This window comes from Paenibacillus aceris (genome assembly GCF_017874035.1).
In the GTDB taxonomy this organism is placed as follows: Bacteria; Bacillota; Bacilli; order Paenibacillales; family NBRC-103111; genus Paenibacillus_E; species Paenibacillus_E aceris.
Map to the genome: position 1 here is coordinate 157,749 of NZ_JAGGKV010000014.1, position 16,684 is coordinate 174,432.

The window sequence follows — 16,684 nt, forward strand, 5'->3', positions numbered from 1 at the left end:
ATGGTGTCTATTTTAGCACATGGCGCATAAGGCCATCATGATCACTCTGCTAGTTCACTTTATTTCAGCGAATTGGCAAATTCAGCCAGTTCGATCGATTTCCCCTGATTCAAGCGGGACTGCTCAGCTGCAAATGCCATGAGATGACTCCGAACGGAGGCAGCAGCGGATGTTAAGCTTTCTTCCCCGTTGTAATCGCGAACTTCTTTTAAGAAGCTGCGGACGATCCCGCTGTCACCGCCGCCGTGCCCGCTCGTTTGCACAGGAAGCTTAATCTCTGTCTTCTCATGATTCACAAAATCCATCAGGACAATCCTGTCATCCTCACCGCGAATTTCACCGCGGGTACCCATAATTTGAATCCGGCGCTCCTGATCACGGGTAAAGCCGCTCATACTGAACATGGCGGTAGCACCGCTCGCAAATTCCATATTTACGACTTGATGATCAACAACATTATTATCGCATTTATAGACACACCGGCCGTATCCAGTCTCCTTCAAGCCTTGAACGATGCTCTCACGGGATAAGTCGGTCGTGAAATGTCTTGCCCAAGCTTTACTTTCACCCAGATAAAAGCGAGGTGCTGAATAAGGACATGTTGCCTCGACGGCGCAGCCGTCAATACAATATTCGGTGGAGCCTTGCGGCGCATTGCCCGAATGAAAATGCATCAGCGAGCCGTACGAACTAATTCGTACGCACGGTTCATCCATTAACCAAGAAAGCACATCCATATCATGGCATGATTTGGCCAAGATCATCGGACTCGATGTCTCCGAATTATTCCAGTTGCCGCGAACAAAACTATGCGCCATATGCCAATAGCCGACATTCTCATTGAGCTGAATCGATGCCACTTGTCCGATGCGCCCTTCGGTAATAAGCCGTTTGATGGCCGACCAGAAAGGCGTGTATCGAAGAACGTGACAGATGGTAAGCAGTCGGTTATTTTCCTTAGCAGCTTGTTCCATATCGATACATTCTTTTGGATCCGGTGACATCGGCTTTTCCAGCAATACATGGTACTTTTTGCGCAAAGCCTCCATTGTCGGATAATAATGCATCCGGTCCTGCGTGCAAATCAAAGCGATATCAGCCAGCTGCGGCTGTTCAAGCAGCTGCTCCCACGATGCAAAACACCGCTCTGGCGGGATGCCGTGCTCGTTCGCAAATTGTGCCAAGCGATTCGGATCCGACTCCGCAACCGCGACAAATGTTAACTCATGCGGATAATCCAGGGCGTAAGGCGCATAACTGCGAGAGCCCCTGGCTCCTGCTCCGATTAAAATGGCTGTAAGCTGTTTCATGCCAAATCCTCCTTGATCCATGTCGAAAGTCGTAATCACTATTTGGTTTACCAATAAAGCTGCCAATCTCTAGTTGCCCGAACCAGCGCTTCAAAATAAAAATAATCGCCCCACAGACAGCATTCGTCCACCCCTGTATTTCCAGGTTTACTGTATACGCCATGCAGCAGCAGTCCATTGGATTGCGGCGTGCTCGCGGTTGAATAATTATCCATCAAAGACATTAGGATGGAGCTTACAGCATTTTCATAAATAGCCTTATGAGGATCCGAAGCAGACAACTGTTTGTTAAGCTCCATCATGCCGCACACCGCAATAGCGGCAGCTGAACTATCGCGCACTTCGGAACCGGTCGTAAAAATCAAATCCCAATAGCAAACGTAATCGTCCGGCAGCCGGTTTATGAAATAATTTGTAACTTTTTTAGTTAAATCGATAAGTTCATGATCCTTCGTGTAGATAAAGTTCAGCGCGAACCCATAGATGGCCCAGGCTTGGCCGCGCGACCAGCAGGATTCATCCGAAAACCCTTGAGCGGTTTTGCCATAAAGAGGAGCCCCGGAATCAACATCCATGTAATATGTATGAAAACTGGACGCATCCTCCCGAATTAAATATGCTGCCGCTTGCTTGACATGCGTGGCTGCTGCAGCAAAGTAGGACTGATCTTGCGTGATTTCCGCCGCCCAATACAATAACGGAAGATTCAGCAAGCAGTCGATAATCATTCGTCCCCTCTGTTTCGGATTGCTCAAACTTCCCCACGCTTGGATAATTCCTGCCTGATCCAAATAGCGGGTCATGAGCAACTCAGCAGCGCGAAGTGCCGTTTGCTTCGCCTCTTCGTTACCGGTCAGTTTGTGGGCAGCCACGCAGGAAAGGGAATATAAAAAGCCTAAATCATGCGTTTCGGTGCCGATTTGTTCGTCTGCACGCTTTTTGAAACTGTTCAATTGAACTTCGGCGGCAAGACGGTACTTCTCGTCGCCTGAAACTTCATAAGCGAGCCACAGCATGCCTGTCCAGAATCCCGGTGTCCATTCGTAGTTATCAGCCGCGGAATATACGAGATTATTGCTCACGATATCCGGAAATTTGTCTGTGAACGTTTCCAAATTGCGATCGATCTGTTTCAATACATGAGCAATGGCCGCATCGCACTGTTCCTTGGTCAATTTAGAGGGATTCATGAACTGATCTGCATTCTGTATGCCTTCATCCTTCACATGCTTCATATCCAAGCACTCCTTCGTTTTACAAACCTAATTAAAATATATGGAGAATTACCCTGCTCACAGGGCAATTCTCCATTCGGCAAGCAAACTCATTTCTTTATTGCGTTATATTGCTCCATATATTCTTTGCCTGCAGCTTCACCATAGTTCTTCACCCAGTTGTTAATTTCTGTTTTCACATCATCGATAGTGCCTTCGCCAATGACATATTTCAGTGCAACAGTGCTGACTTTTTTCAGATGATCCGTGTTTTTCGTAAGCGTAGGGGAAGTCATTCCGCCGAACGGATTCGTTATCCCGATCTTCTCGAAGCTGTCCGTATATTCTTTCATCTGCTTCCGTACAGGGTCAGACGCGTCAGACGCTACGTAGTAATAAGGATCGTAACGATTGTCAAGCACCCAAGTAGCCGGAGTCTCGGACTGGAACAGCTTAACCTGATCGGCTGAACGCTCCACCTTGCCGTCTTTATAGCTGGTGGAATGCTGTCCGATAATACCCGCTTTGCTGAACGCATAGTTTTCCTCACTAGCACTAAAATCAAGGAAATCAACGAGCTTCTGAACTTTGTCCTTCGGCGTGCTGGATGGAATAACCCATAATCCCCAGAGCCCGGCAGCTTTTCCGATACCGCCTTTGCCATCTGGACCTTTCAAGAGCGGCACCATGTCCACTTCCGCTTTGGCGTCCACCTTCTTAATTTTATCAAGCGGAGAGTTCGGAGCATCGCTTAATTCACCGACATGATTGGCTTTTACCCCGGCAATGCCTTGCGTCCATTTTTCAACGGCTTGCTGAGACTTTAACACGGTTGCATTCTTCTCTATTAACCCGCTAGCCCAAGCACTCTTTAACCATTCTAAATATTTGATGTAGCCCTCTGATTGAATGGCAAATTTCGGTACTCCGTTATCGATCGTCCAAGCATTCGGCATCCCGAAGGCGTATTGAACGGACGCCAGCCAATCGAAGACGACATAGGTGTTGGTCGCATAAGTAAGGAGAGGGATTGTTTTTCCTCCGCCGGCAGGATCTTTCTCTTTGAAGGTTTTTAACACTTGGGTGAATTCTTCCACCGTTTCAGGCTTTTTCAAGCTATATTTATCCAGCCAGTCTTTGCGGTAAAGGAAAGCTCCTTGCGCGCTGTACAACTGCCTTGGTCTCGGAATCCCGTAAACCTTGTTATCTATTTTCGTTTGAGACCAAGTAATCTCCGGAATCAGGTTCAAGTTATTCTTATCTTTCATATAAGGCGTAAGGTCATAAAATGCCCCTTGCTTCACATAGTTCGTGAATACGGCGTCTTTGCCGTTATCGAAAAGAATCAGATCATATTGCGCCGAATCAGCCATCGCGATGCTTATTTTATCCTTGTAGATGTCTTCCGGGACAAGCTCCAAATCCAGTTGAACGTTGCCGCGCTTCTCGATATCTTCCTTCGCCTTGTTCCCCTTCAGCACCGGGGGTTCTCCGTTATAGATGAGCATCGCTTTAATTTTAAGTGGTTCTTTGTTTGCGCTGGCAGCCGGCCCTTGTTTTTCTTCGCCTTTACCGCAAGCAACCAGAAGGCTCATTGTCATGACAACAGCAAGTGAAACGTACAACGTTTTTTTCATTTTCATACCTTACCACCCTCTCCAAAGTTCAACGATAACAACCTACATGTAAGCTTTCCCCTTGATGATCCGAACCTTGCTTCTTCACCTCCTATGTGAAGTTCACCCTTATTCTTTAATGGATCCAATCATAGCACCCTGGGCAAAATGCTTTTGCAAAAACGGATATACGGCCACGATCGGTATCATCGAGATAATAATAGCAGCCATTTTAATCGTATCTCCCAATTGTGCGGCAGACTTCTCATTCATGCTAAACTCATTGTTAATATTGGATGTGCCCACCACAATCATCTGACGCAGAAGTACCTGAACAGTCCACATGCTGCTCTTGCTCAAATAAATGACAGCGCTGAAAAATTCGTTCCAGTGGCCGACCATGAACATCAGTCCAAACGTAGCCAAAATCGGCATGGATAGCGGAAGCACCAGCGACCACAAGACCCGTACCTCTCCCGCTCCGTCCATTCGAGCAGCTTCTTCCAAGCTTTCCGGCAAGCCTTGGAAAAAGGTTTTCATCACCATAATCGTAAAAGCGTTCGTAGCACCAGGCAAAATAAGTGCCCAGTAAGAATTCAGCATGCCCAGCGATTTAACCAGCAAATAGTTAGGAATGATTCCGGCGCTGAAAAGCATCGTGAAAAAGATCAGCAGCATCATGACCCGGCGGCCCGGTAAAAACTTTTTGGATAATGCATAAGCCAGCGTCACTGAGAACAGAAGATTCACAAAAGTACCTAGTACAGTAACGTAAACCGAATTGCCTATCGCTTGAACGAACCTGCTGGTAGACATCAAATATTTATAACCTTCCAGCGAAAATTCCTTAGGAATGAGAAAGAAGTCACCGCCGATCGACTCCCCTCCCCCGCTGAAGGATACGGCCAAAATGTATATGAATGGAATGATGATCAGCAAACTAAAGACAAGCATAAGGAAGCCAATCATGACATCGAACATCGAAAAACGCATTTTCATTGACATTAAAAAACACCGTCTTCCCCTGCTTTTTTGGCTAAATGATTGCTTAACAATACAAGAACGAGCCCTATGATCGAGTTGAACAGTCCAGCGGCAACACCGTAGCTGAAATGCGACTCCGTTAATCCGACCCTGTAAACGTACAGATCAATGACATCGGATACCTCTTGGTTGAGAGGGTTCGTCATGAGGAACACCTGCATGAAATTCGAATCCATGAGATGCCCTAGACGAATCACCAGCAAAATAATAATGGTGCTCTTAATCCCTGGTAACGTAATGTGCCAAATTCTCCGCCAACGCCCGGCACCGTCCATGGTAGCCGCTTCGTAAAGCTCCGGATTGACACCGGCGATTGCCGCCAAGAAAATGATCGTTCCCCATCCGGCATCCTTCCATATACTTTGGAATACGGCAAGCGAGCGGAACCATTCTGTGCCCGTCATAAAAGCTAATTCCTTACCGATCATTGGGGCTAAATAATGGTTGATCACGCCGGAAGGTCCGAAGAAAATAAACGTAATCCCTACGACGACAACCCATGAAAGAAAGTGCGGCAAATAGACAACGGTTTGAATAATTTTCTTGAAAGCGGCCGAGCGCAGTTCGCTAAGCATAATCGCCAAAAATATGACGAACGGGAAATAGAAAATTAAATTGAATAAACTTAACATCAATGTGTTCCGCAAGAGAAGAAAAAAGGATTCATTCGAAAAAAACTCACGAAATTGTTGAAGACCTACCCACGGGCTTTTACTAAAACCAAGAAACGGACTGTAGTCTTGGAAAGCTAACAGCACTCCCCACATCGGAAAATATTTAAACACGATGAAGTATAGCATTCCGGGAGCTGCCAACAGATAAAACCATAAGTACTTTTTGACATTTTTTCTAAACGGGGATCGCTGTGTTTTGGCATGCTGGCTCCCAAGTTGTTTCACTACGCCGACCTCTAGCTTATCGATCTGACTCAAACTCATGCATGGTGTGCCCCCTCAGATGGATTCTATACATTAAATGTTACTTAATCTAACAATAAAGTTACATGTCCTCTTTTAATGCAAATGTATCTTTTTTTAAGGTTTTGTAAAATTTAAAAAAGGAAGCGCTTACGACTGAATTTAATGTTACACAAATGAAGTCCGAAGTTACATGTTCTCTTTTAAGAGAAGTGTATCCATAATTAAGATTCTCAGCTGCATCATCACCAAAACGAACAAAAAGAAGCATGGTGAATCAATGAATGACTTCACTGATTAGCCATGCTTCTTCCCTCACAATGTTGGTTATTATTCGATAAAACAAAAATGACACTCTAATTGCTTAGAAGTGTCATTTCAGATACAGTTCATACGACTATTGAGCTTTTACGATCTCTCTACCCTTATATGAACCGCAGTTTTTGCAAACATGATGTGCCATTTTTAATTCTGCACATTGTTCACACTTCACCATTCCTGGCACAGCCAGTTTAAAGTGAGTACGGCGCTTATCGCGACGTGTTTTGGACGTTCTCCTTTGAGGAACAGCCATTGTCAAAACACCTCCTGTTACTTGCATAAATCAACAAAAGCTATCATAGCTTTATCGGAGCGCTTTGTCAATGCCGATTTGGTGAAATTTGCGTAAGCCGATTGATCAAATTTAATATTCAGCTATCAATTCGCGTGTAAATACTAATACTCCATTTACAAATGCACCGTACAATTGAGTTATCTTAGTGTGACGGAGGCATCCAAATATGACAACGAAAATATTTTTTGTATTTGCCTGTCTGCTATTCCTATCTGCTTTAAGTGTAAATGCATTAGAGAATGAGAACCATGTTGTAAGTACATATTCCCCTGAACATTATGACTCAACTGAACAATTTGAATACGAATTCGAATGGCAAAATGGTAAAATCATTGCGAATCCCTAGTCTATCCCACCTCGAAGATGGCTATCACTCACACTGTGGCAGCATGATTGGAACGCGCTATCTGTGTAGCTTCCACCATGTTCCGCAAGGATTCCACTGTTTCTTTCATTCCGCGGGTCTTAAGTCCGCAATCGGGATTAATCCAAAACAGCTTGGGATCCAATACATGCAATGCACGCTCGATCATACTCGTCATTTCCCCAACACCTGGAATCCGCGGACTATGGATATCGTAAACACCTAACCCTATGCCCTTTGTATAGGTGTTCACCTCAAAACTATGAATCAGTTCCCCATGGCTGCGAGAGGTCTCAATCGAGATCACATCCGCATCCATCGCTTCAATCGAATGAATCATGTCATGGAATTCACAATAACACATATGAGTATGAATTTGCGTTGTATCCTGTACCGTGCAAGTCGCCATACGGAAAGCTTTGACTGCCCACGAGAGATATTCTGCTTGATCGGCTTCCTTAAGCGGCAATCCTTCCCGGACCGCTGGCTCGTCGACCTGAATCATCCCAATCCCCGCACGTTCAAGTGCCTCTACTTCTTGTCTGAGCGCATAGGCAAGCTGATAAGCGATTTGTTCACGGGGAATGTCTTCGCGGACGAATGACCAATTCATGATCGTAATAGGCCCGGTTAGCATCCCTTTAACGGGACGTCCTGTCAGTGACTGAGCATACTTTGTCTCTTCGACAGTCATTTCTTTCAGGAACGCCACATCCCCATAAATAATCGGCGGCTTCACACAACGGGATCCATAGGACTGTACCCAGCCATTCTGTGTAAACGCAAACCCTTCCAGCTTCTCCCCAAAGAACTCGACCATATCCGTTCGCTCAAATTCCCCGTGGACGAGAACATCAAGGCCGATTTCCTCCTGTACTTGTACCCAGATGTCGATCTGTTTCCGGATAAAATCATCATACTGTTCTTGGCTCCACTCATTCTTACGCCAAAGTTGGCGCGCTTTTCGAACTTCAGCGGATTGAGGGAAACTGCCAATTGTCGTCGTCGGAAAAATCGGCAATTGCCATTTCTGCTGCTGAGCTGCATAACGCTCAGAAAAAGGCAATTTTCGCTCTAATTGTTGATCTGCGATTGTGGCGACAGCCTGCTGGATGTCATCCCGCTTGCGATTTTTTGAAAACTTGAAGGTCAGGTAGGCACGCTCGTTTTCTTGAAATTCTTCTGGTATTGCGTTCAAATTCCGACAAGCCGCTTTGGTTAACAGGACAATCTCATCCAACTTTTCATCTGCAAATGCAAGAGCATCCTTCAGTTCTGTCGAAAGCTTCGTCTCATATGCAACCGATACGGGAACATGCAGCAAACTGCAAGATGATTGGACAAGGATCCGCTCAGGATTTACAAATCCGGCTAGCTCCTCCAGAAGTCCCAGTTTCTCTCGAAGAGATGACTTCCATATCCCTCGTCCGTCGATGATACCTGCGCCTAAAACTTTATTTTCCGGAAAACCCAACGCTTGAATGGATGATAAATTGCCGGATCTCCCGTGAACGAAATCAAGTCCTATTCCTTTGACGGGCAGCCCGATGATCTCCGTGTATTGCTCTACTGATTCAAAATAAGTTTGGAGCATAATATTTAAAGTAGGCACTGACGCCGCGAACGTCTCATAAATGTTTTTCAGACGATTCACATCAGCTACACTTAACTTCTGCGTGAGAATCGGTTCGTCGATTTGTACCCACTCCACCCCTTCATTCGCAAGCTCTTGAAGGATTTGCACATAGAGAGGAAGTAATCGGCTCAGCCAGGCATCCGAATCAGCTTGACTGTATCCTTTTGACAGCTTCAGGAAAGTTAATGGGCCAACGATGACCGGCTTGCCTTCGATCCCGAGCTTCTCTTTAGCTTCGCGATATGCGGATAGAGGCTTATTCTCCGTAAGAACAGGTACTGCTCCATCGAGTTCAGGCACAATATAGTGATAATTGGTGTTAAACCACTTCGTCATTTCGCTTGCCGCAGCATCTTTCGTCCCACGTGCAATCCCATAGTAGACTGACAAAGGGACGACTCCGCCCTCATAAGGAAACCGTTTTGGCACAATCCCAAACATCGCAGCCGTATCTAACATATGATCGTAATAACTGAAATCGTTGACTGGGATGACGTCAATCCCTTTTGCCAGCTGCTTCCGCAAGTGATTCAAACGTAAATCCTGCAGCTGCTGACGTAACTCCTCTTCCCCAAGTTTACCTGCCCAGAAAGCTTCCAGTGCTTTCTTCCATTCCCGATCTTCACCTATACGCGGATACCCTAAATTGCTACTCTTCATCATCTTGTGATCCCCTTTTCGAATTGTTACAAGTAAGATATCACGGATTTGAAGATATAGTGTAACTGGATAAAACTATATCCAGATATAGTCTTAGGCTATACCCAAATGCTTAACAGGATAAGGCTTGTTTGAGTTCTTCAATGTACGCCGTTCCTAGTTTTGAAAGCGAAACATTCTTATGTGAAATCCATCCTACATGAATGCTTTCTTCACAATCCAGGGGTACAGGAATAATTTCATTCCCGTTCAAATCGGCACTTAAGACACCCGTGGAAATGGTGTATCCATTTAATCCGATCAACAAATTAAAGAGTGTCGCCCTGTCATTGACACGAATACTTTTTTTATGCATCATCGTGCTGAGAATTTCCTCTGAGAAATGAAAGGAATTGTACTCTCCTTGATCAAAGGATAAGTACGGGTAATCCTCTAGCTGATCAACAGTCACAATAGATTGTTTGGCTAGCGGGTTCTTAATACTTATGAAAATATGAGGCTTAGCGGTGATTAAGCTGTTAAATTGCAAGTTTGCCGTCTTGAGCAACTTGTTTATGACTTTTCCATTGAACTCATTTAGATATAAAATGCCAATCTCACTGCGTAAATTTTTGACATCTTCGATAATTTCATAGGTCTTGGTCTCGCGCAGCGCCAAATCATATTCCTCTTGTCCATACTCACGGACCAGATTCACAAAGGCATTAACAGCAAACGCATAATGCTGTGTGGAAACCGAAAAATGCTGCGGGGAAGGCTTGGCATTCAGATACCGGCTTTCCAATAATTCCGCTTGTTCAACGACCTGCCGCGCATAGCTTAGAAATTCAATTCCTTCTTTAGAAAGAGATATCCCTTTATTGGATCTATCAAATATCGCAAGGTCCAGTTCTTCTTCCAAGTCTCTAATTGCGTTCGAAAGGCTTGGCTGAGAAATAAACAGCCTTTTGGCAGCTTCATTGATAGATCCACGATTTGCGACCTCAATCACATATTTTAATTGTTGTAAAGTCACTGTGATCCCCCTACTTCATTCATTTAGAAAATTGGATGTCTTTCTTTCATCTCTAGTAAATCAAACTCTCTTCAATTATATCTCAGTGTAGGTATATCAGCACAGAAAAACAGCCAATCCAATGTGGACAGCTGCTGTCTTTTGATATGAAAAGCAAAAAATTAGCTCCCGACGGGTGTCTTAAGCTGTTTTTTTCATTGGTTTTTTGAGCTATGGGAATTTAGAGTAAGTGGGAACTACATTCTGCTATTTGCACTAGAAATAGTCATTGGGTCATTTAGCGGGAACTCTGTTCCGTTATTTTGTCGATTTTAAGCTAAGTGACGGCTTCATGTCGCAAATAAGACCCTGTAGTTCTGCAGGGCACCTGAAAGTAGCATATTCAGCTCAAATAGCGCCCTCCAGTTCCCCCATCGCAAACAAATAAGAAAAGCTGGCCCTCAGTCATCTACGATGTCTGAAGGCAGCCTCTTATTCTTTGTGCGCGATGCCCCCCTGCTGCGTCCGCGCTCTAGCGAAACTCGCGCGGTATTCGGCGCGCCACGCCGGTTTGAATCGCTGCACGAATGACGACTTCCCGAATACGTCTGACAACTTCCTGATTAAACACACTTGGAATGATATACAGCTTGTTCAGTTCCTGCGGTAAAATGACAGAGGCTATCGCCGTGGAAGCTGCCAGCTTCATTTCTTCGTTAATCACGGCAGCCTGGCAATCCAGAGCAGCACGGAAAATACCCGGGAAGCAAAGCACGTTATTGATCTGGTTTGGAAAATCGGATCGCCCTGTGGCGATAACGCCAGCGATGTCTTCAATTTCATCCGGATGTATTTCAGGCGTAGGATTCGCCATAACGAAAACGATGGGCTGTTCCGCCATCCGTTCCACATCTGCCCTCTTCAGCACCCCACCCGCGGACAAACCGATAAACACGTCTGCCCCGTCAATGATATCGTGAAGAGAACCTTCCCGCTTGTTCGGATTCGTCCGCTGCGCGTACCCATTCCACATCGGATTGGCGTAATCAGCGGTACTTACCAGCGCGCCTTCCCGGTCAACCCCGATTAGCTCCTTCACACCTGCGGCAAGCAAAATGTTCGAGCAGGCAATGCCAGCGGCACCGATGCCGCACACGACAACTTTGGCATCTTCGATCCGCTTACCGACGACTTTCAGCGCATTGATCAGCCCTGCATACAATACGACTGCCGTACCGTGCTGGTCGTCATGAAAAACCGGAATATCCAGCTCATTGCGCAGCCGTTCTTCAATCTCAAAGCATCGTGGCGAGGAGATATCTTCCAGATTGATGCCGCCAAAGGCAGGCGCAAGATGCTTAATTGTCTCAACAATTTTATCCGTGCTCTGCGTGCTCAAGCAAATCGGAATGGCATCGACGTCAGCGAACTGCTTGAACAGCATGGCCTTGCCTTCCATGACAGGCATAGCGGCATAAGGCCCGATGTTGCCGAGTCCAAGGACAGCGCTGCCGTCTGAAACGACTGCGACTGTATTGCGCTTAATAGTCAGCTTATAGGCGTTGTCCGGGTTTTCATGAATCGCCATGCAGACTCTTGCCACATCCGGTGTGTACACACGTGACAGGTCATCCCGATTTTGAATGGGCGATTTGGGCTTCATCTCGATTTTCCCGCCTAGGTGAAGCAGAAATGTACGATCCGAGACATGAACAAGACGGACCCCGGCGAGATCCTTAATCCTTGCCGTAATTTTATCCAGCTGAGCTTGTTCCATAGCCGTAACCGTTATATCGCGAACCGTCCAATTCGCTCCGGTTTGGATGACGTCAATGGCGACAACATCACCGCCGCTTTCCGTAATGACCGTAATTAATTGACCGAAATGGATCTGCTCCGTTTGCAGTTCCAACCGTAAAATAATACTTTTACCACCCATCGTAATTGTCATTGCAGCCTCCATATTCTGAGCGAAAAAAATACGCTACATTTTATCATAGTTAAAAAAGTAATTTTGCCGCGTAGACAACCCCGGCTACCGTCACACTGCTCAGTATTGTGGAAAGCAGAACGGCCTGAGCGGCGTATTCCGGATGATTTCCATACTCTAAAGCGAAAGCCGCACTATTTCTAGATGTTGGAAAGCTACTAGCAATAAGCAGCGCTTGCGCTGTCGTCCCCTCCAGCTTGAGCAGCCATATGAAGGAAAGCGCAATAGCCGGCGAGATGATAAGTCTGCCCAGCAAGCTGAAGACGAGGGCGGGACTCAGTCGTTTGAATGGTATAAAAGCGGATTGTGCACCCAGCGTAACAAGGGCAATCGCTAGAAATGCGTTTGCGACATTCTGAAGCGGACTCCAGATAAAAGCAGGAATGGGTACTGCAAGTGAATGCATAAGCAAGCCCAAAATAAACGCGTAAATCATCGGATTTCTCAGAAGCTCCTTGAGCAGTTTCTGCCCTTGGCTTTGCGCCGATACCGCATTCATCAGCCCGTACGTATTCGTTAACAGGTTCTGATAGATCGAAACGACAACTTGTACGGATAATCCTAGCGGATTGTTTTGAAAAACGAGCTGGCTGACAGGAAGTCCGAAATTACCCGAATTGCTTAGAACAACACTATTGGAAAAGGTCGAAGAAAGACTTTTATCAAACTTGGCCAATTTAGCCGTCGCTTTGCTGAATAAGATAAGCATGAAGCTTTGCAGGAGCAGAAATCCAACTACCCTGAGTAAGAGTGAAGCGTCAAATTTACTTTCATAAATGTTGGTAAAGCTAACAGCCGGCAGCAGGAAAAATGCATTAAGCTTTGACAAGGTGTTCATCTCGAAATGAAAGACGCGATGCAGCAGCACCCCTGCGCCAATGAGCAGAAATACGGGAACAATGACATTGAGCACGATCAAATACAGAACATCCATGGCGTTTCTCCCCAATTAACGAAACCCCTGATTAGGCTGGAAGGCTGCTGATAACCAGCGGGGCTCGACCTATCTAACAGGGGTTAACGATAGCTTTTATCCTTCCTCGTTTACAAGTACACTCTTGCCTCGCAGTTTCAAGATCAGCGGAATACTGATCCACAAGAGGCCGATGATGAGAAACACGAGTGAGACTGGCTTTTGCAGGAAAATCATGAAATCGCCATTAGAAATCGTGAGCGCTCTGCGCATATTGTTTTCCATCATCGGACCGAGAATGAGACCGAGCACCAACGGCGCTAACGGATAATCGTTTTTAGCCAGGAAGTAGCCGACAAGTCCGCAGCCCATAATGAGCAGCAAATCAAACGTCGAATATTGAACGGCATACACTCCGAACACAGAAAAGACGATAATCAACGGAATCAAATATTTCGTCGGTGTTTCAATTACTTTGGCAAACACTTTAACCAGAGGCATATTGAGAATGAGCAGCATTAGATTGCCGACAAACATACTGGCGATGACGCCCCAGGCAAGCTGCGGGTGATCCTGGAATAACAAAGGACCTGGCTGCACGTTGTACATAATGAAAGCACCCATCAGAATCGCGGTCGTACCGGAGGAGGGAATCCCCAGGGTCAAAAGCGGAATCATCGCGCCGCCGGAAGCGGCGTTATTGGCGGATTCCGGCGAGGCTACACCCTCGATTGCTCCCTTACCAAACTTCTCAGGGTTTTTACTGATCTTTTTCTCCACGATATAAGCGAAGAAAGAAGCAAGAATCGCGCCTGCGCCAGGCAGTAAGCCAATGAAGAAACCAAGCACAGAACCGCGGGCAATCGGTGCCGCACTGTCTTTCAAATCCTGCTTCGTCGGCAGAATGCGGTTGATTTTCGCCAGTTCGCCATCGTTACCTTCTCGCTGGAGGATCGTTTTGAACACTTCGCCGACAGCGAAGGTACCAACCGCGACGGTCAGGAATTCCAATCCCTGATACAGCTCTGGAATGCCAAATGTGAACCTTTCCACCCCTGATACGTTGTCGATGCCGATTGTCGCGAGTAGCAGACCGAAGGCGGTCATCATGAGCGCTTTCACCATGGATTTGCCGGCAAGTCCGCTGATTGCAAGCAAGCCGAGCACCATGAGGGAGAAATATTCGGCCGGCCCGAACTTGATGGCCACCGCAGATAAAGGACGCGCCAGGAAGATAAGACCGATCAGCGAAATAATCCCAGCCGCGAAGGAACCGATCGCCGAGATCGCAAGCGCTGCTCCCGCTCTCCCTTGTTTGGCCATCTGGTAGCCGTCAAGCGTCGTGACGACAGAAGACGATTCCCCCGGCGTATTCAGCAGGATTGATGTCGTTGAACCTCCATACATCGCACCGTAATACACCCCTGCCAGCAAAATAATAGAACTCGTCGCCGCTTCTTCCGGTCCTAAGCCCGATGTCATCGTAGCCGTGATCGGAATCAAGAGGGCTACACCGCTCATCGGACCAATCCCTGGAAGCACGCCGACTACTGTACCGATCAATACCCCCAAAAATACAAATACGACATTATGCCACTGCATCGCAGTGCCTAAACCGTGCATTACATACTCAATCGTACTCACGTTATGCCCCCCCTAACCATGTTGGGAATCCGGGAAGCGATCCATCCAGCACATTCACATACAAATAATAAACGCCATAAGAGGACCCGGCAGCAATGAGCAGGGAAACCCACACTCTGCCCTTTTGCATCGTTTGGAATCCGATCATCAGGAAAAGGAACGTGGAAATAACAAACCCGATATCTTCAAGGAAATAAGCGTATAAGACAGCGGCGATAAAAATAATGCCAAATCTTTTGTAATCCAAGCTTTCCTCGCTTCGTTCCGCACGCTGCTTGCGGAACGTCTCATAAATAAGACGAATACTCATTAAAGACAAGAACGATCCCAGAATCATCGGAAAAATATTCGCACCCACATTGCTTCCGTAAGCGCTTGTTGATATACCTAAGGAGCCTATGACAAATGCAAGGCCAATGGCGAAAAAGGCGATGCCTGCATAACGGTCAAACGTAGTATTCATCTCTCTGCCTCCTACCCTAAGGGCGAGGGAGAAGAAACTCTCTTCTCCCTTGTTGCTTTAGGTCTATTTCTGCATGCCAAGCGCTGTCAACATATCTTTCAGCTGGGCTTCTTGCTGGCCCAAGTAAGTTTTGAAATCATCGGCTTTCTTATAGTCCGTTTCCCAGTTGTTTGCTTGCATTTCTTTCTTCCATGCATCGGATTCTACCATTTTCTTGATGGCAGCCTCCCAGTAGCTTTTCGCATCTGCGCTCATGTTCTTTGGTCCAAAAAATCCGCGCCAGATCAAGAACTCTGCATCAACACCTTGTTCTTTCATTGTCGGAACGTCCTTCAAGCTGCCTCCAAGACGGGATGGTGCCGCTACAGCCAAAATGCGGATTTTGCCGGCTTTCACATATTGATCCAAGGACGAAGCATCTGTACCCAGCACATCTGCATTCCCACCAAGCAGTGCAGTTACGGCTTCACCGCCTCCGTCATAGGACACATATTTAACCTTCTTCGGGTCAATGCCGTATTTGAACGCCGGAAGTATGGACACCAGATGATCCATCGATCCTGGCGCCGAACCACCTGCTACCGTAAGTTTCGTAGGATCAGCCTTCATGTCATCAAGCAAAGATTTCAGATCTTTATATTTGGAATTTGCCGCTACAGCGACAGCGCCGTAATCTTTGGTCAGTTGCGCTAGCGGAGTCGTATCATTGTAGCCGTATGGCGTGTTTCCTTCTTTTTTCAAATGGTTAATCAAAATCGGAGGCGAGCTGACGAACAGTTTGTAGTTGTCTTTCACATCTTTGGTCGCATATTCCGCCAAGAATACAGCACCGCCACCGCCCGGCTTGTTTTCAACGGTAACCGGCTTATCGACTGCTTTCGTTTCTGCCAATACTTTGGCGATCGTGCGGGCTGTCATATCCCATCCGCCACCTGCGCCGGATGGAGCGATGATACTGAGTGCTTTTTCAGGATAGTTGGATTTAGCCGCTGCTGGTGCCGTCGTCTCCTTGGCTTTGTCGGCCGGCACTGATGACGTCGCCGCGGGCTTCGCAGCGTTATTGCCGCAAGCCGCCAAACTAACTGCAAGAATGCTAATCGCCGTAACTTTCCAGGAAGCTGAAAAAAGTTGTTTTATCAAAAGAACCCCTCCAAATTTATTGTTTGTATACGCTTTCTATAAAGCGCTTTCAGAATAACACCTGCCTGTGCATGTTGGGAAGTTTAACAAAATTAGTTGTATTAACGCCGTTTTGGACATTTTGTTCATATTGTTCACGGATGTGCTCCTTCAATAACGATCA

Annotated in this window: 14 protein-coding genes; 1 reads left to right on the forward strand and 13 read right to left on the reverse strand. The window is 46.4% G+C overall.

Going from position 1 to position 16,684, the window contains the following annotated elements; all coding sequences use genetic code 11:
• Nucleotides 1-59: 59 nt before the first annotated feature.
• The 6 genes from J2Z65_RS23150 to rpmF all read right to left on the reverse strand — a co-directional run bounded on the left by J2Z65_RS23150 (nt 60) and on the right by rpmF (nt 6,675).
• Nucleotides 60-1,310, reverse strand: a complete 1,251-nt coding sequence (locus tag J2Z65_RS23150) for a Gfo/Idh/MocA family protein (protein WP_167052426.1) — start codon at nt 1,308-1,310, stop codon at nt 60-62.
• A gap of 47 nt (nt 1,311-1,357) precedes the next feature.
• Nucleotides 1,358-2,545 carry a glycoside hydrolase family 88 protein gene (locus tag J2Z65_RS23155; RefSeq protein WP_167052424.1) on the reverse strand — a complete coding sequence of 396 codons (1,188 nt, stop codon included), beginning with the start codon at nt 2,543-2,545 and terminating at the stop codon, nt 1,358-1,360.
• Nucleotides 2,546-2,634: 89 nt separating this feature from the next.
• Nucleotides 2,635-4,167, reverse strand: a complete 1,533-nt coding sequence (locus J2Z65_RS23160) for a type 2 periplasmic-binding domain-containing protein (protein ID WP_167052422.1) — start codon at nt 4,165-4,167, stop codon at nt 2,635-2,637.
• A 102-nt stretch (nt 4,168-4,269) separates the two neighbouring features.
• A complete protein-coding gene (locus tag J2Z65_RS23165; protein WP_167052420.1) occupies nt 4,270-5,145 on the reverse strand; it encodes a carbohydrate ABC transporter permease in 876 nt (291 codons plus the stop codon).
• Nucleotides 5,145-6,122 carry an ABC transporter permease gene (locus tag J2Z65_RS23170; protein WP_167052418.1) on the reverse strand — a complete coding sequence of 326 codons (978 nt, stop codon included), beginning with the start codon at nt 6,120-6,122 and terminating at the stop codon, nt 5,145-5,147. The genes J2Z65_RS23165 and J2Z65_RS23170 overlap by 1 nt, the downstream gene beginning before the upstream one ends.
• Nucleotides 6,123-6,498: 376 nt before the next feature.
• Nucleotides 6,499-6,675 carry a 50S ribosomal protein L32 gene (gene rpmF, locus J2Z65_RS23175; RefSeq protein WP_029193705.1) on the reverse strand — a complete coding sequence of 59 codons (177 nt, stop codon included), beginning with the start codon at nt 6,673-6,675 and terminating at the stop codon, nt 6,499-6,501.
• A gap of 208 nt (nt 6,676-6,883) precedes the next feature.
• Here rpmF and J2Z65_RS23180 point away from each other — a divergent pair, with 208 nt between their 5' ends.
• Nucleotides 6,884-7,063: a hypothetical protein gene (locus J2Z65_RS23180; RefSeq protein WP_167052416.1), complete on the forward strand. Its 180-nt coding sequence runs from the start codon at nt 6,884-6,886 to the stop codon at nt 7,061-7,063.
• Nucleotides 7,064-7,091: 28 nt separating this feature from the next.
• On the opposite strand, the gene metE is transcribed toward J2Z65_RS23180, so the two are convergent.
• From metE to J2Z65_RS23215, 7 genes are all read right to left on the reverse strand, one after another.
• Nucleotides 7,092-9,380, reverse strand: a complete 2,289-nt coding sequence (gene metE, locus J2Z65_RS23185; protein ID WP_167052414.1) for a 5-methyltetrahydropteroyltriglutamate--homocysteine S-methyltransferase — start codon at nt 9,378-9,380, stop codon at nt 7,092-7,094.
• A 109-nt stretch (nt 9,381-9,489) separates the two neighbouring features.
• Entirely contained in the window at nt 9,490-10,392 is a 903-nt protein-coding gene (locus tag J2Z65_RS23190; RefSeq protein WP_167052412.1) for a LysR family transcriptional regulator, read from the reverse strand.
• Between the two features lie 511 nt (nt 10,393-10,903).
• Nucleotides 10,904-12,322: an NAD-dependent malic enzyme gene (locus tag J2Z65_RS23195; protein WP_167052410.1), complete on the reverse strand. Its 1,419-nt coding sequence runs from the start codon at nt 12,320-12,322 to the stop codon at nt 10,904-10,906.
• Between the two features lie 49 nt (nt 12,323-12,371).
• Nucleotides 12,372-13,295, reverse strand: a complete 924-nt coding sequence (locus tag J2Z65_RS23200; RefSeq protein ID WP_167052409.1) for an AEC family transporter — start codon at nt 13,293-13,295, stop codon at nt 12,372-12,374.
• Nucleotides 13,296-13,391: 96 nt separating this feature from the next.
• The gene (locus J2Z65_RS23205; RefSeq protein ID WP_193580755.1) at nt 13,392-14,897 is read right to left on the reverse strand and encodes a tripartite tricarboxylate transporter permease; all 1,506 of its coding nucleotides are present in this window, start codon (nt 14,895-14,897) and stop codon (nt 13,392-13,394) included.
• A 22-nt stretch (nt 14,898-14,919) separates the two neighbouring features.
• Nucleotides 14,920-15,381 (reverse strand): tripartite tricarboxylate transporter TctB family protein, encoded by a 462-nt coding sequence (locus tag J2Z65_RS23210; RefSeq protein WP_167052404.1) that lies wholly within the window; start codon nt 15,379-15,381, stop codon nt 14,920-14,922.
• A gap of 63 nt (nt 15,382-15,444) precedes the next feature.
• Nucleotides 15,445-16,521: a Bug family tripartite tricarboxylate transporter substrate binding protein gene (locus J2Z65_RS23215; RefSeq protein ID WP_167052402.1), complete on the reverse strand. Its 1,077-nt coding sequence runs from the start codon at nt 16,519-16,521 to the stop codon at nt 15,445-15,447.
• Between the last annotated feature and the right edge of the window lie 163 nt (nt 16,522-16,684).